Genomic DNA, 22,900 nt, shown 5'->3' on the forward strand with positions numbered 1-22,900 from the left:
GGATCCCATGACCCTTCGCGCCGTCCAGTGGTCCACCGGCACCATCGGCCTGCGCTCCCTGCGCGCCGTACTCGACCACCCCCACCTGCGATTGACCGGCGTCCACGTCCACTCCCCCGCCAAGTCGGGCCTGGACGCGGGCGAGTTGTGCGGCTCGGGCCCGACCGGCATCACGGCGACGACCGAGCTGGACGACATCCTGGCCCTGTCCCCCGACTGTGTGCTCTACATGCCGCACACCCCCGACCCCGACGACCTGTGCGCCCTGCTCGCCTCGGGCGCGAACGTCGTCACCACGACCGGCGGTTTCCACCACCCGCCGAGCATGGACCCGGCGTTCAGGGAACGCGTCGAGGACGCCTGCAAGCGCGGCGGCGCCTCCCTGCACAGCACGGGCAGCAGCCCCGGCTTCATCACCGAGGCCGTTCCCCTCGTCCTGGCCTCCTTGCAACGCCGGTTGACGAAGCTGACGATCCACGAGTACGCCGACCTGTCCCAACGCCCGTCCCCGGGGCTCCTGTTCGACGTGATGGGTTTCGGCCGCCCGGCGACCACCGGCTACGACGAACACCGCCTGGCCCACCTCACGTCGAGCTTCGGCCCGTCCCTGCGCCTGGTCGCCGACGCCCTCGGCCTCCCCCTGGACGAGCTGCGGGCGAGCGGCCAACTCGCCATGGCGGCAAGGGAGTCGAGGATCGCGGCGGGCACTCTCGACGCCGGCACGGTCGCCGCGCAGCGCACGACCGTCACCGGCTTCCATGACGGCCGTCCCCTCCTGGAGTTCAACTCCACCTGGTACTGCACCACCGGCCTCTCCCCCGCCTGGGAGCTGCGCCCCACCGGCTGGCGCGTCACCGTCGACGGCGACACCCCGCTCGACGTGGACCTCAACTTCCCCGTCCCGCTGGACCGGTTGGCGGACGTCTCCCCCGGCTACACGGCCCACCGCGCGGTGAACGCCGTCCCGGCCGTGTGCGCGGCCCCGCCCGGCATCCGTACGACGGTCGACCTGCCGTTGTTCACGGCGGCCCTGGGCTGAACCGCCCAGGGCCGGGGCCCTACTTGAGCTTCTGCTTCATGTCTTCGAGCCGCGTGAGGATCGGGAACCCGCTCACGCTGAGCGCGTTACCGTGTCCCGTCTGGTGGATGTCGAACACCGCCTGGAGCGCGGCGTAGAACCCCTGCACGTCCTGCGTCTGGTTGACGGCCCGCTTCGCCTGCCGCAGCCCGAACGACGGCATCGCCGCGATCCGCCGCGCCAACTCCAGGGCGGACGCGTCGAGTTCGTCGAGCGGCACGACCCGGTTGACCATCCCCACCTGCTCCGCCTCCCGCGCGCTGAGCGGGCGCCCGGTGAACAGGATCTCCTTGGCCTTGCGCGCCCCCAACTCCCAGGTGTGTCCGTGGTATTCGACGCCACCGATACCCATGTGGACGACGGGGTCGGAGAATTCGGCGTTCTCGGCGGCGACGATCAGATCGCACGGCCAGCAGAGCATCAGCCCGGCGGCGATGCACCTGCCCTGGACGGCGGCGATCGTCGGCTTCGGGATGTTGCGCCACTTGAGCGCGTACTCCAGATACCGGCGCGTCTCCGCGTCGTAGATCCACTCCAGGGTGATCTCGCCGGGTCCGGGCCAGCGGTCCTTGAGGTCGTGGCCGGCGGAGAAGTGCCGCCCGTTGGCGCGCAGGACGATCACCTTGACCTGGTCGTCGCGGGCGGCGCGGGTGAGGGCGGCGTCGAGGTCGTCGAGGAGGGCCATGGTCTGGGCGTTGGCGGCCTCGGGGCGGTTCAGGGTGACGACGGCGACCCCGTCGTCCCCGGCGTCGTACAGGATCTGGTCCATTTCCCGGCGTCCTCTCACTGTCGCGGCAGGCCGAGGATGCGCTCGGCGATGATGGTGCGCTGGATCTCGCTGGTGCCCCCGGCGATCGTCCCTGCGAAACTGCGGGCGTACCGGTCGAACCAACTCGCGCTGAACGCCTCGTTGTTCATGTGCTGGTAGGGGCCGGTGCGCGCCGGATGCGGGAGCCCCTCGGCGCCGTGTGCCTCCAGCGCGTGCAGCGAGGCGTTCTGCACGGCCTCGGAGCCGAACAGTTTCAGCACGGAGATCTCGAACGGGTCCCGGTCCGGGCCGAGTTGGCGGTAGCCGAGGAGCCGTAGCGCGGTGAGGTCCATGAGGAGGGTGGCGTACCACTCCTGTCCCGCGCCGACGTCGGCGGCGTCCCGGACGAGTTCTTCGAGGCGTTCGGCGTACGACAGCCACAGCAGCGTCCGTTCGTGCCCGAGCGAGCCGTTGGCCACCTTCCAGCCCTCGTTCAGCCCGCCCACCAGATTCTCGCGCGGCACCCGTACGTCCGTGAGGAACACCTCGTTGAAGTCGAGGTCGTCCTCGGCGGCGATCGAACCGAAGGGCCTGCGGACGACGCCCTCGGTGTCCGTGGGGATCAACAGGGCGCTGATTCCCCGGTGTTTGGGGGCGTCGGGGTCGGTGCGGACGAAGGTGAGCAGGACGTCGGCGTCGTGGGCGCCGGAGGTCCAGATCTTCTGGCCGTTCACGGTGAAGCCGTCGTGCGTGGCCTCGGCCCTGGTGCGCAGGGACGCGAGGTCCGAGCCGGCCTCGGGCTCGCTCATGCCGAGTGCGGCGGTGATCTCGGCGCGCAGGATCGGCACGGCCCAGCGGCGTTTCTGCTCCTCGGTGCCGAAGGTGAGCAGGGAGGCGGCGATGATGCCGAGGCCCTGCGGGTTGAAGCTGTGGTAGATGCCTCGCCGGGCCAACTCCTCCAGGTGGGCGAGCTGTTGGGGGAGGGTGGCGTGCTGTCCGCCGTACTCGGGGGGCTGGCCGGGCAGCAGCCAGCCGTGGTCGAAGAGGGTGCGCTGCCAGTGGCGGGCCCAGGCGGGGACGTCGGCGCTGGAGCGGGAGCGTTCGCGGGCGTCTGCCTCGGCGGGGAGGTGCTCGTCGAGGAAGGCGGTGAACCGGTCGCGGAACGCGGTGACTTGGGGGTCGTCGGCGAGCTTCATACGGGCAGCAGTGCCTTCCTGTGGACGGAGGCGGTGCCGAGGAGCAGGTCGCAGGACTGGGCGCGTTTCAGGTGGAGTTGGAGTTCGTTCTCCCAGGTGAAGCCCATCGCGCCGAAGAGCTGGAGGCCGCTGCGGAAGACGGTGCGCTGGCACTCTCCCGCCGCCGCCTTCGCCATGTGGGCGGCGCGGGTGCGCTGCGCGTCGTCCTCGGCGATGGTGAGCGCCGCGTAGTGGGTGAGGGCACGGGCGCGTTCGATGGCGACGTACATGTCGGCGGCCTTGTGCTGGACGGCCTGGAAGGAGCCGATCGGGCGGCCGAACTGGGTGCGCCGCTTGACGTGTTCGAGCACCAGGTCCAGCACTCGGCGGCAGGCACCCACGGCGGTGGCCGCGAGTCCGGTGAGCGCGAGGTCGGGGACGCCTGCGGCGAGCGGGCGGGCGTCGACGTGCGCGACGTGGAGACGGGGGTCGAGGACGGGGACCCGTTCGGGGGTGAGCCGGGAGCCGGGGACGACGACGACACCCTCGGGGGTGAGAAGGGCGATCTCGTCGGCGCGGTCGGCGTCGAGGACGTACCGTCCGGTGCCGTCGAAGACCGCCGTACCACTGCCGTCCGGGAGGCGGCCGGTGAGGGGAGCGAACCAGGTGGCGGTGGCGAGGAACGGGGTGGGGTCGGCTGCGTAGCCCAACTCTTCCAGGATCAGGGTGAGTTCGAAGGGTGGTGCCTCCAGCCAGCCGAGGTCGCGGTAGGTCTGCCACTGCTGGTCCTCGGGCCGCTCGCGCACTTTGGCGACCGTCTCGCGGACCGTGCGGCGCAGGAGCCGCTGTTCCTCGTCGAGTTCGAACTCCACGTCCGTCCTCCGCTTCTTGAGGCAGTGCCGTACAAGCTGTGTGAGAATATCATTCTCCATTATGGGAAGTAAGAGTCTCGCACCCGACGGAGGGGTCCCGTGGACTTTGAGCTGACCGAGGACCAGGAGACGATCCGCAAGGCGGTCGCGGGCCTCCTGCGCGACTTCGACGACCGCTACTGGCAGGAGCACGACCGCGACCACGCCTTCCCCGAGGAGTTCTACGCGGCCATCGCGGGCGGTGGCTGGCTCGGCATCACGATCCCGGAGGCGTACGGCGGCCACGGCCTCGGCATCACGGAGGCGACGCTCCTCCTTGAGGAGGTGGCCCGCTCGGGCGGCGCGATGAACGCGGCCAGCTCGATCCACATGTCGATCTTCGGCATGCACCCGGTCGTCGTGCACGGCTCCGAGGAGCTGAAACGCCGTACGCTGCCCCGGATCGCGCGCGGTGACCTGCACGTCTGCTTCGGCGTGACCGAACCCGGCGCGGGTCTCGACACGACGCGCATCACGACGTACGCCCGGCGCGACGGCGACCATTACGTCGTGAGCGGCCGAAAGGTCTGGATATCCAAGGCGGTTGAGTCCGAGAAGATCCTTCTCCTCACCCGCACCACGAAGTTGGCGGACGCGGCCAAGCGCACGGACGGCATGACGCTCTTCCTCACCGACCTCGACCGGGCCCGCGTCGAGATCCGCCCCATCGCCAAGATGGGCCGCAACGCGGTCACCTCGAACGAGCTCTTCATCGACGAGCTGCGCGTCCCCGTCGCGGACCGGGTCGGCGAGGAGGGCCAGGGCTTCCGTTATCTGCTCGACGGCCTCAACCCCGAACGCATGCTGATCGCCGCCGAGGCCCTCGGTATCGGCCGGGTCGCGCTGGACCGGGCGGTGCGCTACGGCCGCGAGCGCGAGGTGTTCGGGCGGCCCATCGGCATGAACCAGGGCATCCAGTTCCCGCTGGCCGACTCCCTCGCCCACCTCGACGCCGCCGAACTGGTGCTGCGCAAGGCGACCTGGCTCTACGACAACGGGCGACCCTGCGGACGGGAGGCCAACACCGCCAAGTACCTGTGCGCGGACGCCGGTTTCACCGCCGCCGACCGGGCCCTCCAGACCCACGGCGGCATGGGGTACGCCGAGGAGTACGACGTCGCCCGCTACTTCCGCGAGGCGCGGCTGACCCGCATCGCGCCGATCAGCCAGGAAATGGTCCTGAACTATCTGGGCGAACACGCGCTGGGCCTGCCGAGAAGCTACTGACACCGCCGTAACGGCCTGACAATGTAAGGGAGTTACCGATGACCACTCTGTTCGACCTCACCGGCCGCTCGGCCCTCGTCACCGGCGCCGCCGGCGGTATCGGCGCGGCCGTCGCCGGAGCACTCGCCCGTGCGGGTGCGTCCGTGCTGGTCACCGACGTGGACGGGGACGCGGCGGCGGCCGTCGCGGGCAAGCTGACCGCCGCCGGGCTGAGCGCCGACGCCGTCCAACTCGACGTACAGGAAAGGGCGCAGGCCGACGAGGCCGCCGCCCGTGCCGCCGCGCTGACCGGCGGGACGCTGCACATCCTGGTCAACAACGCCGGGGTCACCGACCCGGCGATGTTCGAGAAGCTGTCCGAGGACTCCGTGCGGCGCCTGGTCGACATCCATGTGCTGGGCGCGTTCCACTGCACGCAGGCCGCGCTGCCGTTCCTCGCCGAGGACGGGACGGGACGCGTCATCAACGTCACGTCCTCCGCCGGGCTGACCGGGACGCTCGGCCAGGTCAACTACTCCATCGCCAAGGCCGGGATCATCGGCCTGACGAAGTCCCTGGCACGGGAGTTGGCCCGGCGCCGCATCCTCGTCAACGCGCTCGCCCCGCTGGCCGCGACGCCGATGACCGAGACCATCCGTACGGATCCGAAGTTCGCGGAGCGCATGCTCACCCGTATCCCGCTGGGGCGTTGGGCCGAGCCGGACGAGGTGGCGGGCGCGTTCGTGTTCCTCGCGTCGGACGCGGCGTCGTTCGTGACGGGTCAAGTCCTGCCGGTGGACGGTGGGTTGGTCATGTAGGCGGTCATCGCGGGGAGTTGGACGGGGAGATGATCCGCGCGGTCAGGTCCGGGTCTGGCATCGCCCGGTCGAAGGGGAACATCGGGCGCTCGATGCGATGGTGGCCGAGCCGTGACAGGTCCTGGTCGACGCCGCCCGGGGTGAGCGCCATCTTCCAGTCGGCGGCCATCGCGAAGAGTTCGGGCTCCAGGTAGCCGATCTTCACGATGACGACGTCGGCGTCCCGGGGGCTCAACTCCAGGTCGGTGAAGTCGTGTTCGTGGTGGTACGGCTTGCGCAGCCGCGTGAGGACCACGTACACGCTCCCGACCCGGACGACGGCCTCGGTCCCGGCGTCCCGGTCTCCGTGCCGGATCGCGTGGACGACGCCGGTCAGGGTGAGCGGCCCGCAGTGCCGGTCGTCGACCTCGGCACCGGCGGTGACGGTGACGGTCGCCCCGACCCCAGCCCGTACGGCCGTGTCCACCGCACCGGGGCCGGGCAGTGAGGCGTACAGGACGGTCGGCCCGTCCGGGTCGCGGAACTCCGGGCGGGCCAGGATCCGCGCGAGGCTCCAGGTGACGTCCCCGGCGCCGCCCGCCGTCGGGTTGTCGCCGGTGTCGCTGACGAAGTAGGGGCGGGCCGGGGAGGCGAGCGCCGCGTCGAGGCAGGCGTCGAGGGTGTCGGTCGGCGCGACGAACGCGAAGTCGTGCCGGGCGGCCCAGAATCCGCGCGCCAGCCGCTCGGCGCCGGCGGTGACGGCCTGCTCGTCGTCGCCGGTGACGACCACGGCGGCCTGGTTGCGCGGTTCGTCCGCCCACGCGTAGCCGACCCAGATCGCCGCGTCGAGGACGCCCGCAGCTGCCTCGACCTCGTCGACCGCCGCGTACACGCTGCGCGCGGGCTCGATCCGGGTGGACGTCTGCTCGCCGGCCAGCAGGACCGGTACGGGCACCCATGCCTTGACCGGGCGGGGTGCGCCGCTGGTCAGGTGGTGGACGAGGTTGCGGGCGGCGCGTTCCTTGGTCTCCATGGCGTCCTCGTGGGGGGCCATGCGGTAGCAGGTGATCAGGTCGGTGCCGTGGACCAGGTCACGGGAGACGTTGCCGTGGAGGTCCATGGAGGTGGACACGATGACGTCCGGGCCGACCGTCTCGCGGACGCGAGCGAGGAGGTCGGCCTCGGCGTCGTCCAGGCCCTCGACGGTCATCGCGCCGTGGATGTCGAACCAGAGGCCGTCGAGTGGGCCCAACTCGCGCAGCCGGTCGAGGAGTTCGCCCGAGAGGTCGGCGTACGCGGTCGCTGTCACCGTGCCGCCGGGGAGCGCCTTGCCGACGAGGGCTCCGCGCCAGTCGGCGGCCTCGCGGAGGGGCTCGCCGGGGGCCAGGAAGGGGTAGCGGGTGAGGACGTCGGGGCCGCGCAGGGGGTGGAAGGCGGGGGCCTCGGTGCGGGCCGGGGAGAAGGTGGACGACTCGATGCCGAGACCGGCGATGGCGATCACGGGGCGGGTAAGGGGCATGGTTCCTCACAAGGGGTCGTTGCAGAGGGGCGATACAGGGGGCGATGCGGGTGGTCGATGATCTTCCGGTCAGTTCATATGCCCGCTTCGTTCTCCGTGGCCGCTCACGGCCCCGCCACCGCCCGCAACGCCTCCGCCAGCGCCCGCTGCAACGCGAACCGCCCCGCCCCCGCCAGCCCCGCGTCCGCCCCGAGGCTCGCCCGCTCGATCACCAGATGCTCGGTGACGAGCGGATGGCACACCTCGTACAGCTGACTGCGCACGGCGGCCACGAACGGCTCCAGCGTGGACAGGATCCCGCCCAGATACACGGCGTCGGGGTTGAAGAAGTTGACGTTCGCCGCGAGGACCTGCCCGAGGTAGCGCCCGGCCTGGCGGACCGCGCGGGTCGCCTCGGGGTCGGCGTCGGAGGCGAGGCGTACGACGTCCTCGGTGCTGGTGACGGCGAGGCCCCGCGCGTGCAGGACGCGGACGAGGGCGGCGCCGGACGCGACGGTCTCCAGGCAGCCGGTGTTCCCGCAGGAGCAGGGCGTGTCCTGGGCGGCCTCGACGCGGACGTGGGTGATCTCGCCGGCGGCGCCGGTGCCGCCCCGGTACAGGCGGCCGTCGACGAGGACGCCCGCGCCGATCCCGGAACCGGCCTTGACCATGATCGTCTGGCGGTGCCCGGCGGGCCGTACGCCGTGTTCGCCGACGGCCATGCAGTTGGCGTCGTTCTCGACGGCGACCGGGACCGCGAACCGCTCCTCCAGCCAGTCGCGGACCGGGAACCGGTTCCAGCCGGGCATCCGGGCGGGGAGGGTGACCAGGCCGGGTTCCACGTCGACGGGGCCCGGCAGGCACAGGCCGACGCCGCGCAGCCCGTCGCGGCCGTGCCGGTCGATCAGGGCCGTCAGCGTCTCGACCAGGGCGGGGAGGGCGGCCTCGGGGCCCTCGGCGGTGGCGAACGGCACGGTCGTGACGTCGGTGAGCCCGCCGCCCGCGTGGACGGCGCCGACGCGGGCGTGGTTGCCGCCGAGGTCGGCGGCGACGGCGTACCCGTCGTGACCGCCCAGGCGCAGCACCTTGCGGGGCCGGCCGCCGGTGGAGGAGCGGGTGCCCTCCTCGGCGACCAGGCCGTGCTCCAGCAGCTGCCCGACCGCGAACGACACGCTGGAGGGCGCGGCGCCGAGCAGCGCGGCGAGTTCCGTACGGGTCGCCGCCTCGCCGGAGGCGAGGAGTTCGAGGACTCCTTCGGCGAGGGACGAGAAGCCCGTGCCGTTCCTCCGGTGCTGGGGGGCACTTTTTTCAGGCATGTCCGGTGTTACTCCCGCGATCGGCGGCTGGGAGATCGAGAGTAAGCCGGGAGACGGGCTCCGGACTTTTTTCAGAACGGCAGTAACAGGCTTTTTACAGCGGGACGCCTGTTTTCTCCAACGGTCGGGGCGTTCACTGGCTGAACCCCCGATTCCGCCTCCTTGGAGTGTGCGATGTCCCCTGCCCGCCCGAGACTCCTCGCCGGTGCCGCCGCCCTCAGCGCGGGCACCCTGCTGCTGGCCGCCTGTTCCGGGGCGGGCGGCACGTCGTCGTCCGCCGACCACAGCCGGATCAACTACGCGCTGCCCGCGAACTTCACCCCGAACTGGATCCTGCCGATCGGTACGGCCGCGCACCTCAACACCAACAACATCTCCATCGCGAACACGCTGTGGGAGCCGCTGATCGCGTACGACGGCTCGACCGGCAAGATCGCCTGGAACAAGGCGGGTTCGATCGCCACCGCCGCCGATTTCGCGGCCGACGACAAGAGCGTGACGATCACTCTCGGCGACCGGCACTGGAGCGACGGCAAGCCGGTCACCTCGGCGGACGTCGAGTTCTGGTTCGACCTGATCAAGGCGAACAAGGCGCAGTGGGCGGGCTACAACCCGGGCAAGGCGCCCGACAACTGGACGTCCTTCAAGACGGTCGACGCCCGGCACTTCACGATCACCTTCGACAAGGCGTACAACCCGCAGTGGATGCTCGCCAACGAGCTGAGCGCCATCAACCCCCTCCCCCAGCACGTCTGGGACCAGGGCGGCGACCCCGCGAAGACATGGACGTACCTCAACGACGCGGCGAAGAACATCTCCGGCTACGCCTCGAACCCGCTGTGGAAGACGGTCAGCGGCCCCTACACCGTGAAGTCGTTCTCCACCGCCGGAAAGGTCGTTCTCGCGGCGAACGCCAAGTACGACGGCGGCGAGAAGCCCGGCATCCCGACGGTGAACCTGCTGCCGTTCACCACCGCCGACGCGGAGAAGAACGCCCTGCGCTCCGGCAGCGTCGACTACGGCTACATCGAGGCGACCGACCTCGACCAGAAGGACAGCTTCACCGCACAGGGCTACACCGTCCGCCCGTGGTCGGGCTGGGCGATCACCTACATGCCGTACAACTTCAACAACCCTGCCATGGGCGCCGTGTTCAAGCAGTTGTACGCCCGCCAGGCGATCCAGCGCTCCATCGACCAGGCGAGCCTGTCGAAGGTCGTCCTCAACGGGACGGCGGTCCCCGGGTACGGGCCGATCCCGCAGGGCCAGTCCTCGGACTTCCTGTCGCCGGTGCAGAAGGCGAACCCGTACCCGTACGACACGGACGCCGCGCGCACCCTCCTGACCAGTCACGGCTGGAGCGAGCAGGGCGGGGTGATGACCTGTACCGAACCCGCCAAGTGCGGTCAAGGGGTCGCGCAGGGAACGAAGTTCGAGATGCAGGTGCTCTCGCAGTCCGGGTCGGCCGTCACGGACAACATGATGAGCGCGATCCAGTCCTCGCTGGCGAAGACCGGCATCAAGTTCACGATCAGGACGGCGCCGGTCAACTCCGTTCTGTCGCAGACCCCTTCGTGCAAGGCGAGCCAGGCGATCTGCAAGTGGCAGCTCAGTTTCTTCGGCACGGCGGGGAGTTGGTACTTCAACGCCTTCCCGACCGGTGACTCCCTGTTCCAGACCGGCGGCGGCTCCAACTTCGGCGGCTACTCCGACCCGGCCGTCGACCAGCTCATCTCCGCGTCCACGACGTCGAGTTCGAACCAGGCGATCCAGCAGTACAGCGCCGCCCTCGCCCAGAACCTGCCGGTGATCTGGCTCCCCGAACCCGTCTACCAGATCTCCGTCATGAAGAACGGCCTCGGCGGCTTCTCCCAGGACTCCCTCGCCAACTTCCACCCGGCGCAGTGGAAGTGGACCAGCTGAGCATGGACACCGCCCTCTATCTGACCCGGCGCCTCCTCCAGGCGCTGGCGGTGATCCTGGTCGTCACGGTCGTCGTGTTCGGTCTGCTGCACGCGCTGCCCGGGGGTCCCGCGCGCGGGATCCTCGGCCCGCAGGCCACCGCCCAGCAGCTCGCCGCGTTCGACCACGAGCAGGGCCTCGACCGGTCGTTGCCCGTCCAGTACGTCTACTACCTGCGCGATCTGCTGCGCGGCGACCTCGGCACCTCGTACACACTCAACGAGGCGGTGTCCGCGCTGATCGGGCAACGCCTGCCGAAGACACTGGTGTTGACGGGCCTGTCCGCGCTGGCCGGGCTGCTGTTCGCGATCCCGCTCGGCATGTGGCAGGCGATCCGCCGCAACAAGCCGGCCGACTACGTCATCACCACGCTCAGCTTCGTCGCGTACTCCACGCCCGTCTACTTCCTCGGCCTGATGCTGGTCCTGCTGTTCACCCAGACCCTGCGCTGGTTCCCCTCCCAGGCACCCCAAGGAGACACCCTGGCGCAGGTGTTGGGCGACCCGTCGGCCCTCGTCCTGCCGGTCGTCACCGGGGCCGCGTCGATGGTCGCCGTCTTCAGCCGGTACATGCGGGCGGCGACCCTGGAGAACCTCTCCGAGGACTACGTCCGTACGGCGCGCGCGGGCGGCGCACGCCCGTACGCGATCCTCTTCCGGCACGTCCTGCGCAACTCCCTCACCCCGGTGATCGCGATGCTCGGCTACTACGTGCCCGTCCTCTTCGGCGGCGCCCTCGTCGTCGAGCAGCTCTTCAACTACCCGGGAATGGGGCTGCTGTTCTGGTCCGCCGCCCAGTCCTCCGACTACCCGGTGCTGCTCGGCTGTGTCCTCGTCATCTCCGTCGCGACCGTCACCGGCACACTCCTCGCGGACGTCGCCCAGCGGCTCGTCGACCCACGCGTGAAGGCGGACCGCACATGACCACCATCGCGCTCAGGCTGAACCCCGACTCCCTTGCCCTGCGCCGTTTCACGCGCAACCGGCTCGCGGTCGCCGGGCTCGTCGTCATCGTCCTCTTCCTGCTGTTCTGCTTCGCCGGGCCCCTCCTGTACTCCACCGACCAGACCCACACCGACCTCACGCAGGTCAACCTCCCACCGGGGAGCGGCCATTGGCTCGGCACGGACGCCGTGGGCCACGACGAGCTGGGGCGGCTCATGTACGGCGGGCGGGTCTCCCTGCTCGTCGGGCTGGCCGCCGGGCTCCTCGCGACCGTCATCGGCGCGCTGTGGGGCGCGGTCGCCGGGTACGCGGGCGGCTGGGTCGACGCGGCGATGATGCGGGTCGTGGACGCCGGGATCGCGATCCCCGCGCTGTTCATCCTGCTCGTCGTCTCCGCGATCACCTCACCGGGGGTGCCCGGGCTGATCGTCATCCTCGGGCTGGTGTCGTGGCTGGTGCCCGCGCGGCTCGTGCGGGCCCAGACCCTGACCCTCAAGAACCGCGACTACGTCCTGACGCTGCGCGCGACCGGCGGCACCCACGGCCGGGCCATCCTCCGGCACATCCTGCCCAACTCCGTGTCCACGCTGGTCGTCGCGGCCACTTTCCAGGTCGCCGACGCGATCCTCCTCGTCGCCTACGTCTCGTACCTGGGCCTCGGTGTGCAGCCGCCGTCGACCGACTGGGGCGGCATGCTCTCGGCCGGGCTCACGGCCGTCTACTCGGACCGCTGGTGGCTGATCGTGCCGCCGGGGCTCGCGATCATCCTCGTCGTCTGCGCGTTCAACGCGCTCGGCGACGGGTTGCGGGACGCCTTCGACGTCAGGGGACGTGCGTGAACTTTCTTCAGATCGACGACCTTCGCGTCTCTTTCGCGACCGAAGCGGGTGAAGTACCCGCCGTACGCGGGGTGTCGCTCGGTGTCCGGCCCGGTGAGACGCTCGCGCTCGTCGGGGAGTCCGGGTCCGGCAAGTCCACGGTCGCGCTGGCCGCGTTGGGGCTGCTGCCGTCCAACGCCCTTGTCTCCGGGCGGGTTTCGGTCGACGGCACGGATGTCGTGGGTGCCGGGGAGCCCGAGCTGTCCCGGCTGCGGGGGCGTACGGCGTCCATGGTCTTCCAGGAACCGGCCACCGCGCTCGATCCGTTGATGCGGGTCGGGGCGCAGATCGTCGAGGTCGTCCGCAATCACCGGCCGGTGTCGCGTGCCGAGGCCATGCGGGAGGCGGTCGAACTGCTGCGCCGGGTGGGGATTCCCGAGCCCGAGCGGCGGGCCTCCGCGTTTCCGTTCCAGTTGTCCGGCGGGCAGCGGCAGCGGGTCGTCATCGCGATGGCCATCGCGAACTCGCCGGGACTGCTCATCGCGGACGAGCCGACGACCGCGCTCGATGTGACGGTGCAGGCCGAGATCCTGGATCTGCTGCGGGAGTTGGCGGTGGAGTCGGGGACGGGGGTGTTGCTGGTGACGCACAACATGGGGGTGGTGGCGGACTTCGCGGACCGGGTGGCGGTGATGCTGGAGGGGGAGGTGGTGGAGAGCGGGGGTGTGGAGGAGGTGTTGTTGCGGCCGAAGCACGCGTATACGCGGGGGTTGTTGGGGGCGGTGCCGCGGCTTCGGGTGGTGGAGACGGGGGCTTCGGTTGAGGCTTCGGCGGAGTCAGGTGCTGAGGCGCCGGCGGGAGCCTCGGGCCGTGCTGCCGAACTCGGCGCCGATTCCACGCCGTTGGCGTCCGAGGCTGCCGTCGGCGGTGACCCCGTCGTCCAACTCCGCGACGTCTCCGTACGGTTCGGCCGTGTCACGGCCCTCGACGGGGTGTCCCTCGACGTCCGTCCCGGTGAGACGGTCGGTCTCGTCGGGGAGTCGGGGTCGGGCAAGTCCACTGCCGCGCGGGTGGCGTTGGGGCTGATCCGGCCCGGCGCCGGGTCGGCGACGCTGTTCGGTGCCGACCTCGCGCGGACCCGGGGGCGGGCCCGGCGTGCGCTGCTCGCCGGGGTGGGGGTGGTGCTCCAGGACCCGGTGGCCTCGCTGGACGCGCGGATGAGTGTCGCGGAGTGCGTGGCCGAGCCGCTGCGGATGCACCGGCGGGGCATGTCCGGGGCGGAGCGTCGGGCGCGGGTCGCCGAGGTGCTCGAACTCGTGCGGCTGCCGGGCGAGTTGGCGGCGCGTGGGCCGCGTGAGCTGTCGGGCGGCCAGCGGCAGCGGGTGAGCCTCGCGCGGGCGCTGGTGCTGCGGCCCCGGCTGCTGGTGGCGGACGAGCCGACGAGTGCGCTGGATGTGAGCGTGCAGCGGACGGTGCTTGAGGTGATCGCCGAGCTGCGGGGGGAGTTGGGGTTCGCGTGCCTCTTCGTCTCGCACGACCTGGCGGTGGTGCAGGAGTTCGCGGACCGGGTCGTCGTCATGCGGGGCGGGGGTGTCGTCGAGGAGGGGCCGACCATGAGGACGTTGTCGTGGCCGGAGACGGAGTACACGCGGCGTTTGGTGGCGGCGGTGCCGGTACCGGATCCGGTGGTGCAGTGGGAGCGGCGGGGGCGGGTTCGGCGGGGGGCGGTGTGACGGGCGTGCGTGGGGCGGGGGTTGGCGTCTCGGGTGCTCCTGAGGCGGGCGTCAGCCCGACGGACGCCCGCAGGGCGGGTATTGGCGTGGCAAGTGTTCCTGAGGCACGGTTCCCGAGGGGCGCTCGCGGGGCGGGGCCCGGCGCGACGGGCGCTCACGGGGCGGGCCTGGGCTCGGCAGGCGCTCGCGGGGCGGGGCCCGGTGCGAGAGAAACCGACCCAACGGGCGTTCCCTGGACGGCCGTTCACCTGCCGGAGGCCCCCGCGCACCCCGTTCCCCTCCTCGCCGGCATCGACATCGGCGGCACCAGCACCGAAGTCCTCCTGTGCACCCCCGAGTTGCGCATCCTGGACCGGCTCACCGTCCCGACCCCGGCCGTCGAGGGCGGTACGGCGATGCTGGGGGCCGCCTTGGACGCCCTGCGTGTCCTTCTCGGCCGCACGCCGGGCGAGCTGCTCGGCGTCGGGGTCGGCGCGGCCGGTGTCGTCGACGCGGATGCCGGGCGCATCGTCGTGGCCAGCGACTCCTTCCGAGGCTGGGCCGGGTTCCCGGTCACGGCGACGGTCGAGGCGGCGCTCGGCGTACCGGCGTACCTGGACAACGACGTCAACGCGTTCCTGCGCGGCGAGGTCGCCGGGGGCGCGGTCGCGGGGGCGTCGCACGTGCTCGGGATGACGCTGGGGACCGGGGTCGGGGGCGCGTTGTGGCTGGGCGGCGCGTTGTACGGGGGGCCGCGCGGGGCGGCGGGGGAGATCGGGCACGTACCCGGGTTCGGGGACCGCCCGTGCACCTGCGGGGGCCGGGGTCACCTGGAGACCCTGGCGTCGGGGCGGGCCGTCGCCGCGCGGTACGCCGAGCGGACCGGGCGCCGGCTCTCCGCCCGCGAGGTCGCCGAGGCGGCGGGGCGGGGGGATGCGGACGCAGGGGCCGTATACGAGGAGGCCGGGGCCGCCGTGGCGCGCGCGATCCTCGTCACGGCGGGGCTCCTGGACGTCGGGACCGTCGTGATCGGCGGGGGTGTCGGGCGGGCGTGGACACTGCTGGAGCCGGCGGTGCGGCGGGCACTGGAGGCGGAACCGCCGGTGGGCGGGCAGGAGTTGAGGGTGGTGCCGGCGGGGTTGGGGGCGGATGCGGTGGGGGTGGGGGCGGCGGCGCTCGTGCGGGCGGGGCTCTGGGACGGGGCGCTCGGGTGAGGGGCCCGGCTGAGGCCCACTCTGAATGCGAGAATCCCATTCTCTATTTCTTGCAACGCCATTGACAGTAACGGTACGCCCGTTCTTATCATCAGCGGCATGACCGACGTGCCCCCCGTCCTGACCGTGGCCGCCGACGGCGACGTCCGGATCGTCACCCTGAACCGCCCCGACCGCCTCAACGGCGTCTCGGAGGAACTGCACCGCAGGCTGTCGGAGGTATGGCGCGAACTGGCGGACGACGGGAAGGCGAGGGCCGTCGTCCTCACGGGTGCGGGCCGGGCGTTCAGCGCGGGCGGCGACTTCGACCACCTGCGCCGCCACCACACCGACCCGGAGCTGCGGGAGCGGTCGATCAGGCTGGACCGGATCATCCAGACGGAGATGATCCGCTTCCCCCTGCCGGTGATCGCGGCCGTCAACGGCCCGGCCGTGGGCCTGGGTTGCAGCCTCGCCCTGGGCTGCGACCTGGTCCTGATGGCGGACGACGCCTACCTGGCCGACCCGCACGTCTCCGTGGGTCTGGTCGCGGGCGACGGCGGTGTCACCCTGTGGCCGCTGCTGACGAGCCTGCTGCGGGTGAAGGAGTACCTGTTCACCGGCGACCGCATCCCCGCCGCGAAGGCGGTCGAACTCGGCCTGGCGAACCGCGTGTTGCCGAAGCCGGACCTCATGCCCGAGGCCCTCGACCTGGCCCACCGCCTGGCCGCGCAGCCCGCCGAGGCCCTGCGCGCCACGAAGGCCGCCCTCGCGGCGGTGGTCGAACAGGTCTCCCGGGGCGGCATGGAGGCGGCCCTGCTCGCCGAGCGCTCCACGATGACCAGCCCCGACCACATCCGCATCCTCGACCACCTCGCCCGCAGGGAGAACTGAGCGTGCAGCCGGAGGAGTTCACGCAGGTCCGCGACCTGGTCCGGTCCTTCGCCGCCCGCCACACCGTGACCTCGGCGGACCAGATCACCCCCAAGTCCCGTGAGCGGGCCCAGGATTCCCTGGACGCCCTGGGCCTGGCCGAGCTGCACGAGGCGGCGACGGTCCAGGAACGCGCCCTCCTCGCCGAGGAACACGCCCGCACCCCCCTCACGACGTCCTTCCTCGGCACGACCCTCCTGGCCCCGCAGCTCCTGCACCTGCTCGGCACGACAACGCCCGGCCGCCCCACGATCGCCGTCTCCGCCGCCCTCGCCTGGGACTGCGACGGAGCGGACAGCGCGCTGTACGTCACCCCCGAAGGCACCGTCACCCGCCACGAGTTGGGCCGACCCGACCCCACGGCCGACCTCCTGCGCAGCACCCGCACTCTCACGCCCACCGGCGAACCCATCGGCCACCTCACGTCCCAAACCTTTTGGCACGCCTACACCTTGGTCATGGCGTCGAGCGAACTCACCGCCACCGCCCGCGCCTTGCTCGACCAGGCCACCGCCTACGCCCGCGACCGCCACCAGTACGGCCGCCCCATCGCCTCCTTCCAGGCGGTCCAGCACCTCCTGGCCGACGCCACGGTCCTGGTCGAGGCGTGCACGAGCGCGACCCGCTACGCCGCCTGGTGCCTGGACCACGAGCCCCCGCCCCACGCCCTCGCCGCCGCCCGCGTCGCGAAAGCGGAGGCCAACTCCTCGGCGGTGGACGCCGTGTACGCGGCGATGCAAGTGTTCGGCGGCATCGCCCAGACCTGGGAGCACCCGGCCCACCTCCACCTGCGCCGGGTCCTGGTGGACGCCGCCCTCTTCGCCGGCACCCCGGACCTCCTCACCGCCCTGGCGACCCCGGAGGCCACCGGATGACCGACGACACGCCCCTGCACTTCGGCGACCCGGCCGACCTGGAGACCCTCCGCCACGACTTCCGCGCCTGGCTGGCGGCCAACCCCCTCCCGCAGCGCGCCCCCGACGAGCCCGTCCCCCACTTCCTGCACCGCTGGCACCGGCAGCTCCACGCGGGCGGCTGGGTCGGCCTGGACGTCCCCGAGGAGTACGGCGGCCGCGGTCTGACGGCCCTTCACCAGGTGGCGGTCAGCGACGAGTTGGGAGCCAGCGGCGCCCCCGGCGTCCCCCGCATCGGCTACCTGGCCCACGCCCTGCTGAAGTTCGGCACGGAGCACCAACGCCGTACCCTCCTGCCCCGCATGCTCTCCGGCGCCGACGTCTGGTGCCAGGGCTTCAGCGAACCCGGCGCGGGCTCCGACCTGGCCGGCCTGACCACCCGCGCCGAACGCCACCCGGACGGCCACTACACCGTCAACGGCCAGAAACTGTGGACGAGTTACGCCCAGTACTCCGACCTGTGCCTCCTGCTGGCCCGCACCGACCCCGAAGCCCCCCGCCACACCTCGATCACCGCCTTCGCCCTCCCCCTGGACCGCCCGGGCGTCACCGTGCGCCCGCTGCGCGCGGCCAACGGCGACGACGAGTTCTGCGAACTCTTCCTGGACGACGTCCGGCTGGAGCCGCACGAGCGGGTGGGCGCCGAGGGCGACGGCTGGCCGCTGGCCATGACGACGGTGTCGTACGAGCGCAACGCCCTCGACACCGGCCACCTCTCCAAGTACCGCCTGCTGATCGAGCGCCTGCGCGCCGAGACCCGTGAACGCGCCCTGCCCGACGGCCTGTTGTCGGAGATCGGCCGCTGTGTCGTCGACTACGGGGTCCTCGTCGCGCACGCCCGCCGCCGCACCGCCGAACGCCTCGCCGGACGCCCCGCGGGCCCGGAGTCCTCGGTCGACAAGCTGCTGATGACCCGCACCGAACAGCGCCTGTACGAAACGGCGTTGAAGGTGTTCCCCGAGGAACTGACCGGCCCCGGCGGCGAGGTGTTCGCGGACTACCTCTACTCCCGGGCGGCGTCCGTGTACGGCGGGACGTCCCAGATCCAGCGCGACATCATCGCCAAGCGGCTGCTGCGCCTGAACGGAGCCTGAAGCGTGCGCCACGACCTCGAATTCCTCAGCATCCCGAACGTGCTCAGAGTCGCCGCCCGCCGCCACGGCGCCGCCACCGCCCTCGTGGACGGCGAACGCCGCATCTCCTTCAGCGAGTTGTCGGACCTGATGATCCGCTCGGTGCGCTCGGCGCTCGCCCTGGGCATCGGCCCCGGCGACCGCGTCGGCCTGTGCGCCCCCAACTCGGCCGAGTGGATCCTCGCGGCGGTCGGCATCCAGGGTGCGGGCGGCATCGTCGTACCCCTCAACACCCGTTTCAAAGCCGGTGAGTTGGCCTACATCCTGCGCAAGTCGGGGGCGAAGGCGCTGTACGCGACACCGTTCCTCGGCCGGGACTATGTCGCCGAACTCCGCGCGCACGACCCTGAGTTGCCCGCTCTGCGCTGCACGCCGGACCTCTACGACAGGGTCGACGAGCGTACGGACACTCAAGCGCACGCCTCCATCGACCGCCTCGGCCCGGACGACGTCTCCGACATCATGTTCACCTCCGGCACGACCGGCCACCCCAAGGGCGTGATCCTCACGCACGGCCAGTCGCTGCGGGCGTACGGCTGGATGTCGGCGCAGTACACGTTCCGCGCCGACGACCGCTTCCTGGTCGTACCGCCGTTCTTCCACTGCTTCGGCTACAAGGCGGGCTGGCTCGCGTCGTTCCTGCACGGTGTGACGGTCATCCCGGTGCAAGTCTTCGACGCGGCAGGGGCGTTGGAGGTCATCGAGCGGGAGCGGGTGAGCATCCTGCTGGGCCCTCCGACCATCTTCCACGACCTCCTGAGCCACCCCGACCGCCCCCGCCACGACCTCTCGTCGCTGCGGGTGTCGATGACCGGCGGGACGACCGTCCCGGAGTCCCTCATCCACGCCATGAAGAAGGACCTCTCCTTCGACATCGTGCTCAGCGCCTACGGCCTCACCGAGGCGAGCGCGCTGGTCACCTCCACCCGCCCCGGCGACACCGAGGACACGGTCGCCCGCACCACCGGCCGCCCCATTCCGGACGTCGAAGTCCGCATCGCCGACGGGGAGATCCTCGTGCGGGGCTACACCGTGACGCGCGGCTACTGGGACGACCCCGAGGCCACCGCCGCCGCCATCGACCCCGACGGCTGGCTCCGCACGGGAGACGTCGGCCTCCTCGACGCATCCGGCAACCTCCTGATCGTCGACCGCAAGAAGGAGATGTTCATCGTCGGCGGCTTCAACGCCTACCCGGCGGAGATCGAGCAACTCCTCCTGGCCGACGACCGGTTGGCGCAGGTCGCGGTCATCGGCGTGCCCGACACCCGCCTCGGCGAGGTCGGCTGCGCGTACGTCGTCCCGCGCCCCGGCGCCGAACTCACCGCGGAGGACGTCATAGCGAGGGCGCGCGAGCACATGGCCAACTTCAAGGTGCCGCGCCACGTCCGCTTCGTCGAGGGCCTCCCGCGCAACGCGAGTCAGAAGGTCCTCAAGCACGAACTGCGCGCCCGCTTCGGGGAGAAGTGACGTGCGCGCACCCCTGGCCGGTGTCACGGTCGTCACCCTCGAACAGGCCGTCTCCGCGCCCATGTGCACGCGCACGCTGGGCGACTTCGGCGCGCGCGTCATCAAGGTCGAGAACCCGAAGGGCGGCGACTTCGCCCGCCACTACGACGACGTCGTGGGCGGCCTCGGCGCCCACTTCGTGTGGGCCAACCGGGGCAAGGAATCCGTCGCCCTCGACCTCAAGTCCCCCGACGGCATGGGCGTGTTGCACCAGCTCCTGGCGACGGCGGACGTCCTGGTCTCGAACCTCACCCCCGGCACGACCACCAAACTCGGCCTCGCCCCCGCCGACTTGGCCGTCCGCCACCCCCACCTGATCGCCGTGGAGATCGACGGCTACGGCCCCGGCGGCCCCCTCTCCCACAAGCGCGCCTACGACCTGCTGATCCAGGCCGAGTCCGGCGCCTGCTCGGTCACCGGCACCCCCGGCGCCCCCGCGAAGCCCGGCCCGCCCGTCGCCGACGTCACCAGCGGCCTGTACGCGGCGCTGTCGATCCTCGCCCTCCTGTACTCCGGCCGGCGCACCCCCGTACAGATCAGCCTCTTCGACACGATGGCGGAGCTGATGGGCTACCCCCTCACCTACACCCGCCACTCCGGCGTGGAGCAGCAGCCGCTCGGCATGAGCTCCCCCGCCGTCGCCCCCTACGGCGCCTACCGTACGGCGGACGCGCAGACGGTCGTTCTGGGCACGACGAACGACCGTGAATGGGACCGCCTGGCACGGGAGTTGATCGAACGTCCCGACCTCGCGGACGACGAGCGGTTCCGCACGAACGCGGGCCGGACGGCGCACCGCGCGGTCCTGGAGGAGGCCATCGGCGACTGGTGCGCCCGGCGCCCCCTGGCCGAGATCCAGAGTCGCGCGGACGCGGTGGGCATCGGCAACGCCCGCTACAACACGGCCAAGGACGTCCTCGCCCATCCCCAGCTCGCCGCCCGCGACCGCTGGCGCGAGATCGGCACCCCGTCGGGTCCGGTCCCGGCGCTGCTGCCGCCCCCGGTGATCGCCGGGTTCGAGCCGCCGATGGGGGCGGTGCCCGCGCTGGGCGAGCACACGGACGCCGTGCTGGCCGAACTCGGTTACGGAGCAGGGGAGATCGCCGGTCTCCGGGAGCGGGGGGTCGTGCGGTGACGTCCCTTCTGGTCGACGACAAGGACGGCGTCCGGACCCTGACCCTCAACCGGCCGCACAAGCGCAACGCCCTGGACGCCGAGTTGTGGGCCGCGCTGGGCGGGGCGCTGGCCGAGGCCGGTGAGGACAGGGGCGTACGGGCCCTTGTGATCACGGGTGCGGGCGGTGCCTTCTGCTCCGGGGCCGAGGTGCCCGTGACAGTCAGTTCGGCTCATCCCCTGTACCGGATGCGGGTGTTGACCGATGTGGCGCTGCTGCTGCACGACCTTCCGGTGCCGACTGTCGCCAAGGTGACGGGAGTCGCCGTCGGCGCGGGCTGGAACCTGGCGTTGGGCTGCGACTTGGTGGTGGCGACCCCCGAGGCGTCGTTCTCGCAGATCTTCGCCCGGCGCGGGCTCTCCCCGGACCTCGGCGGCTCCTGGCTGCTGCCTAGGCTCGTCGGGCTCCAACAGGCCAAGCGGCTGGCCCTGTTGGCGGAGACGATCGACGCCGAGGAGGCGCGGGCGCTCGGTCTGGTGACGTGGGTGGTGGACGCGGGTGAGGTGGACGCGTTCACCGACGACGTCACCGCCCGGCTGGCCGCCGGTCCGCCCGTCGCCCTCGCGCAGACCAAGTCCCTTCTGAACGAGGCCGGTTCACTGCGCGAGGCCCTCGCGAACGAGGCACGCGCCCAGGCCGTCAACTTCGCCTCCGCTGATGTCCCGGAGGCGTACGCGGCGTTCAGGGAGAAACGCGCGCCGCGCTTCACGGGTGACTGGACGCCCGCCACACGATCGGAGAGCACATGACCCGGGAAGCCGTGATCGTCGCCGCCGTCCGCACCCCCGTGGGGAAACGCGGCGGCGGGCTGGCCGGCGTCCACCCCGCCGACCTCTCCGCCACGGTCCTGAGAGCGCTGGTGGAGCGCACGGGTCTCGACCCGGCCGAGGTGGACGACGTGATCTGGGGCTGCGTCTCCCAGGTAGGCGACCAGGCCGGCAACATCGGCCGCTACTCGGTCCTCGCGGCGGGCTGGCCGGAGTCCGTGCCGGGGACGACCGTCAGCCGGGCCTGCGGATCGAGCCAGCAGGCCCTGGAGTTCGCCGTCCAGGCGGTCCGCTCCGGCCAGCACGACGTGGTCGTGGCGGGCGGCGTGGAGGTCATGAGCCGGGTCCCGCTCGGCGCGGCCAAGGCGGGCGGCACACCGTACAGCCCTCAAGTCCTGGCGCGTTACGACGACTTCTCGTTCAACCAGGGGATCTCCGCCGAACTCATCGCCCGCAAATGGGGGTTCGGCCGGGTCCAGGTCGACGAGTTCGCGGCGTCCTCCCACCAGAAGGCGGCGGCCGCGCAGGGCACGTTCGACGCGGAGATCGTCCCCGTGGCCGGTGTCGCGCGGGACGAGGGCGTCCGTCCCGGCAGCAGTGTCGAGACCCTCGCGAAGCTGAAGCCGTCGTTCCAGGAGGACGGCGTGATCCACGCGGGCAACTCCTCGCAGATCTCGGACGGTTCGGCCGCCCTGCTGGTCACCACCCCCGAGAAGGCACGGGAGTTGGGCCTGAGCCCCCTCGTCCGCTACCGCGCGGGGGCCGTGACCGGATCCGACCCGGTCCTGATGCTGACGGGCCCGATCCCGGCGACGGAACAGGTCCTGCGCAAGGCGGGCGTACCCCTGGCGGACGTCGGTGTCTTCGAGGTCAACGAGGCTTTCGCGCCCATCCCGTTGGCGTGGCTCGCGGAGACCGGCGCCGACCCGGCCCGCCTCAACCCGCTCGGCGGAGCCATCGCCCTGGGCCACCCGCTGGGCGCCTCCGGCGCCGTCCTGATGACGCGGATGATCCACCACATGCGGGCCCACGGCATCCGTTACGGGCTCCAGACGATGTGCGAGGGCGGCGGCACCGCGAACGCCACACTCGTCGAACTCGCCGACTGACAG

General features: G+C 71.6%; 20 protein-coding genes. 15 read left to right on the forward strand and 5 right to left on the reverse strand.

Annotated elements, in window-relative coordinates; genetic code table 11:
- The first annotated feature begins 7 nt into the window (after positions 1–7).
- Positions 8–1,039 carry a dihydrodipicolinate reductase gene (locus tag ACLZOT_RS16765; RefSeq protein ID WP_416969709.1) on the forward strand — a complete coding sequence of 344 codons (1,032 nt, stop codon included), beginning with the start codon at positions 8–10 and terminating at the stop codon, positions 1,037–1,039.
- A 19-nt stretch (positions 1,040–1,058) separates the two neighbouring features.
- On the opposite strand, the gene ACLZOT_RS16770 is transcribed toward ACLZOT_RS16765, so the two are convergent.
- From ACLZOT_RS16770 to ACLZOT_RS16780, 3 genes are read right to left on the reverse strand one after another with little or no spacing between them, the layout of a single operon-like run.
- A complete protein-coding gene (locus tag ACLZOT_RS16770) occupies positions 1,059–1,847 on the reverse strand; it encodes an enoyl-CoA hydratase (RefSeq protein ID WP_416969710.1) in 789 nt (262 codons plus the stop codon).
- A gap of 14 nt (positions 1,848–1,861) precedes the next feature.
- Positions 1,862–3,022 carry an acyl-CoA dehydrogenase family protein gene (locus ACLZOT_RS16775; protein ID WP_416969711.1) on the reverse strand — a complete coding sequence of 387 codons (1,161 nt, stop codon included), beginning with the start codon at positions 3,020–3,022 and terminating at the stop codon, positions 1,862–1,864.
- On the reverse strand, positions 3,019–3,873 hold the full coding sequence (locus ACLZOT_RS16780; RefSeq protein WP_416969712.1) for an acyl-CoA dehydrogenase family protein: 855 nt from the start codon (positions 3,871–3,873) through the stop codon (positions 3,019–3,021). Before ACLZOT_RS16780 ends, ACLZOT_RS16775 begins: the two co-directional genes overlap by 4 nt.
- Positions 3,874–3,972: 99 nt before the next feature.
- On the opposite strand from ACLZOT_RS16780, the gene ACLZOT_RS16785 reads away from it, so the two are divergent.
- Both ACLZOT_RS16785 and ACLZOT_RS16790 read left to right on the forward strand, forming a co-directional pair.
- A complete protein-coding gene (locus tag ACLZOT_RS16785) occupies positions 3,973–5,139 on the forward strand; it encodes an acyl-CoA dehydrogenase family protein (RefSeq protein ID WP_416969713.1) in 1,167 nt (388 codons plus the stop codon).
- A 38-nt stretch (positions 5,140–5,177) separates the two neighbouring features.
- Positions 5,178–5,936 carry an SDR family NAD(P)-dependent oxidoreductase gene (locus tag ACLZOT_RS16790; protein WP_416969714.1) on the forward strand — a complete coding sequence of 253 codons (759 nt, stop codon included), beginning with the start codon at positions 5,178–5,180 and terminating at the stop codon, positions 5,934–5,936.
- A 4-nt stretch (positions 5,937–5,940) separates the two neighbouring features.
- On the opposite strand, the gene ACLZOT_RS16795 is transcribed toward ACLZOT_RS16790, so the two are convergent.
- Together ACLZOT_RS16795 and ACLZOT_RS16800 are read right to left on the reverse strand one after the other, a co-directional pair.
- Positions 5,941–7,434, reverse strand: coding sequence for a M81 family metallopeptidase (locus tag ACLZOT_RS16795; RefSeq protein ID WP_416969715.1), 1,494 nt, complete (start codon positions 7,432–7,434; stop codon positions 5,941–5,943).
- Between the two features lie 104 nt (positions 7,435–7,538).
- Positions 7,539–8,729 carry an ROK family protein gene (locus tag ACLZOT_RS16800; RefSeq protein WP_416969716.1) on the reverse strand — a complete coding sequence of 397 codons (1,191 nt, stop codon included), beginning with the start codon at positions 8,727–8,729 and terminating at the stop codon, positions 7,539–7,541.
- A gap of 174 nt (positions 8,730–8,903) precedes the next feature.
- Between ACLZOT_RS16800 and ACLZOT_RS16805 the strand changes: the two genes are divergently transcribed.
- The 12 genes from ACLZOT_RS16805 to ACLZOT_RS16860 all read left to right on the forward strand — a co-directional run bounded on the left by ACLZOT_RS16805 (position 8,904) and on the right by ACLZOT_RS16860 (position 22,897).
- Positions 8,904–10,652 (forward strand): peptide ABC transporter substrate-binding protein, encoded by a 1,749-nt coding sequence (locus tag ACLZOT_RS16805; protein ID WP_416969717.1) that lies wholly within the window; start codon positions 8,904–8,906, stop codon positions 10,650–10,652.
- 2 nt (positions 10,653–10,654) lie between these two features.
- A complete protein-coding gene (locus ACLZOT_RS16810) occupies positions 10,655–11,614 on the forward strand; it encodes an ABC transporter permease (RefSeq protein ID WP_416969718.1) in 960 nt (319 codons plus the stop codon).
- Positions 11,611–12,474, forward strand: a complete 864-nt coding sequence (locus tag ACLZOT_RS16815; protein ID WP_416969719.1) for an ABC transporter permease — start codon at positions 11,611–11,613, stop codon at positions 12,472–12,474. Before ACLZOT_RS16810 ends, ACLZOT_RS16815 begins: the two co-directional genes overlap by 4 nt.
- Positions 12,471–14,186, forward strand: coding sequence for a nickel ABC transporter ATP-binding protein NikE (gene nikE / locus ACLZOT_RS16820; RefSeq protein WP_416969720.1), 1,716 nt, complete (start codon positions 12,471–12,473; stop codon positions 14,184–14,186). The genes ACLZOT_RS16815 and nikE overlap by 4 nt, the downstream gene beginning before the upstream one ends.
- A 248-nt stretch (positions 14,187–14,434) precedes the next feature.
- Positions 14,435–15,379 (forward strand): ROK family protein, encoded by a 945-nt coding sequence (locus tag ACLZOT_RS16825; RefSeq protein WP_416969812.1) that lies wholly within the window; start codon positions 14,435–14,437, stop codon positions 15,377–15,379.
- A 99-nt stretch (positions 15,380–15,478) separates the two neighbouring features.
- Positions 15,479–16,252, forward strand: coding sequence for an enoyl-CoA hydratase/isomerase family protein (locus ACLZOT_RS16830; protein ID WP_416969721.1), 774 nt, complete (start codon positions 15,479–15,481; stop codon positions 16,250–16,252).
- A gap of 2 nt (positions 16,253–16,254) precedes the next feature.
- Positions 16,255–17,166: an acyl-CoA dehydrogenase family protein gene (locus ACLZOT_RS16835; RefSeq protein ID WP_416969722.1), complete on the forward strand. Its 912-nt coding sequence runs from the start codon at positions 16,255–16,257 to the stop codon at positions 17,164–17,166.
- Positions 17,163–18,299: an acyl-CoA dehydrogenase family protein gene (locus ACLZOT_RS16840; RefSeq protein ID WP_416969723.1), complete on the forward strand. Its 1,137-nt coding sequence runs from the start codon at positions 17,163–17,165 to the stop codon at positions 18,297–18,299. The genes ACLZOT_RS16835 and ACLZOT_RS16840 overlap by 4 nt, the downstream gene beginning before the upstream one ends.
- Positions 18,300–18,302: 3 nt before the next feature.
- Positions 18,303–19,808 carry a FadD3 family acyl-CoA ligase gene (locus tag ACLZOT_RS16845; protein WP_416969724.1) on the forward strand — a complete coding sequence of 502 codons (1,506 nt, stop codon included), beginning with the start codon at positions 18,303–18,305 and terminating at the stop codon, positions 19,806–19,808.
- A 1-nt stretch (position 19,809) separates the two neighbouring features.
- Complete coding sequence (locus ACLZOT_RS16850; protein WP_416969725.1) at positions 19,810–20,982, forward strand: CaiB/BaiF CoA transferase family protein; 1,173 nt, start codon at positions 19,810–19,812, stop codon at positions 20,980–20,982.
- On the forward strand, positions 20,979–21,770 hold the full coding sequence (locus tag ACLZOT_RS16855; protein WP_416969726.1) for an enoyl-CoA hydratase/isomerase family protein: 792 nt from the start codon (positions 20,979–20,981) through the stop codon (positions 21,768–21,770). Before ACLZOT_RS16850 ends, ACLZOT_RS16855 begins: the two co-directional genes overlap by 4 nt.
- Positions 21,767–22,897, forward strand: a complete 1,131-nt coding sequence (locus ACLZOT_RS16860) for a thiolase family protein (RefSeq protein WP_416969727.1) — start codon at positions 21,767–21,769, stop codon at positions 22,895–22,897. Before ACLZOT_RS16855 ends, ACLZOT_RS16860 begins: the two co-directional genes overlap by 4 nt.
- The last annotated feature ends 3 nt before the right edge of the window (positions 22,898–22,900 follow it).

It is taken from the genome of Streptomyces sp. 4F14 (assembly GCF_048159485.1).
GTDB lineage: Bacteria > Actinomycetota > Actinomycetes > Streptomycetales > Streptomycetaceae > Streptomyces.

Excerpts from the sequence above, each read along its gene's own strand:
- ACLZOT_RS16765 (WP_416969709.1), top strand. The coding sequence starts at position 8 with ATGACCCTTCGCGCCGTCCAGTGGTCCACCGGCACCATCGGCCTGCGC.
- ACLZOT_RS16770 (WP_416969710.1), bottom strand. The coding sequence starts at position 1,847 with ATGGACCAGATCCTGTACGACGCCGGGGACGACGGGGTCGCCGTCGTC.
- ACLZOT_RS16775 (WP_416969711.1), bottom strand. The coding sequence starts at position 3,022 with ATGAAGCTCGCCGACGACCCCCAAGTCACCGCGTTCCGCGACCGGTTC.
- ACLZOT_RS16790 (WP_416969714.1), top strand. The coding sequence starts at position 5,178 with ATGACCACTCTGTTCGACCTCACCGGCCGCTCGGCCCTCGTCACCGGC.
- ACLZOT_RS16795 (WP_416969715.1), bottom strand. The coding sequence starts at position 7,434 with ATGCCCCTTACCCGCCCCGTGATCGCCATCGCCGGTCTCGGCATCGAG.
- ACLZOT_RS16800 (WP_416969716.1), bottom strand. The coding sequence starts at position 8,729 with ATGCCTGAAAAAAGTGCCCCCCAGCACCGGAGGAACGGCACGGGCTTC.
- ACLZOT_RS16805 (WP_416969717.1), top strand. The coding sequence starts at position 8,904 with ATGTCCCCTGCCCGCCCGAGACTCCTCGCCGGTGCCGCCGCCCTCAGC.
- ACLZOT_RS16810 (WP_416969718.1), top strand. The coding sequence starts at position 10,655 with ATGGACACCGCCCTCTATCTGACCCGGCGCCTCCTCCAGGCGCTGGCG.
- ACLZOT_RS16815 (WP_416969719.1), top strand. The coding sequence starts at position 11,611 with ATGACCACCATCGCGCTCAGGCTGAACCCCGACTCCCTTGCCCTGCGC.
- ACLZOT_RS16830 (WP_416969721.1), top strand. The coding sequence starts at position 15,479 with ATGACCGACGTGCCCCCCGTCCTGACCGTGGCCGCCGACGGCGACGTC.
- ACLZOT_RS16840 (WP_416969723.1), top strand. The coding sequence starts at position 17,163 with ATGACCGACGACACGCCCCTGCACTTCGGCGACCCGGCCGACCTGGAG.
- ACLZOT_RS16860 (WP_416969727.1), top strand. The coding sequence starts at position 21,767 with ATGACCCGGGAAGCCGTGATCGTCGCCGCCGTCCGCACCCCCGTGGGG.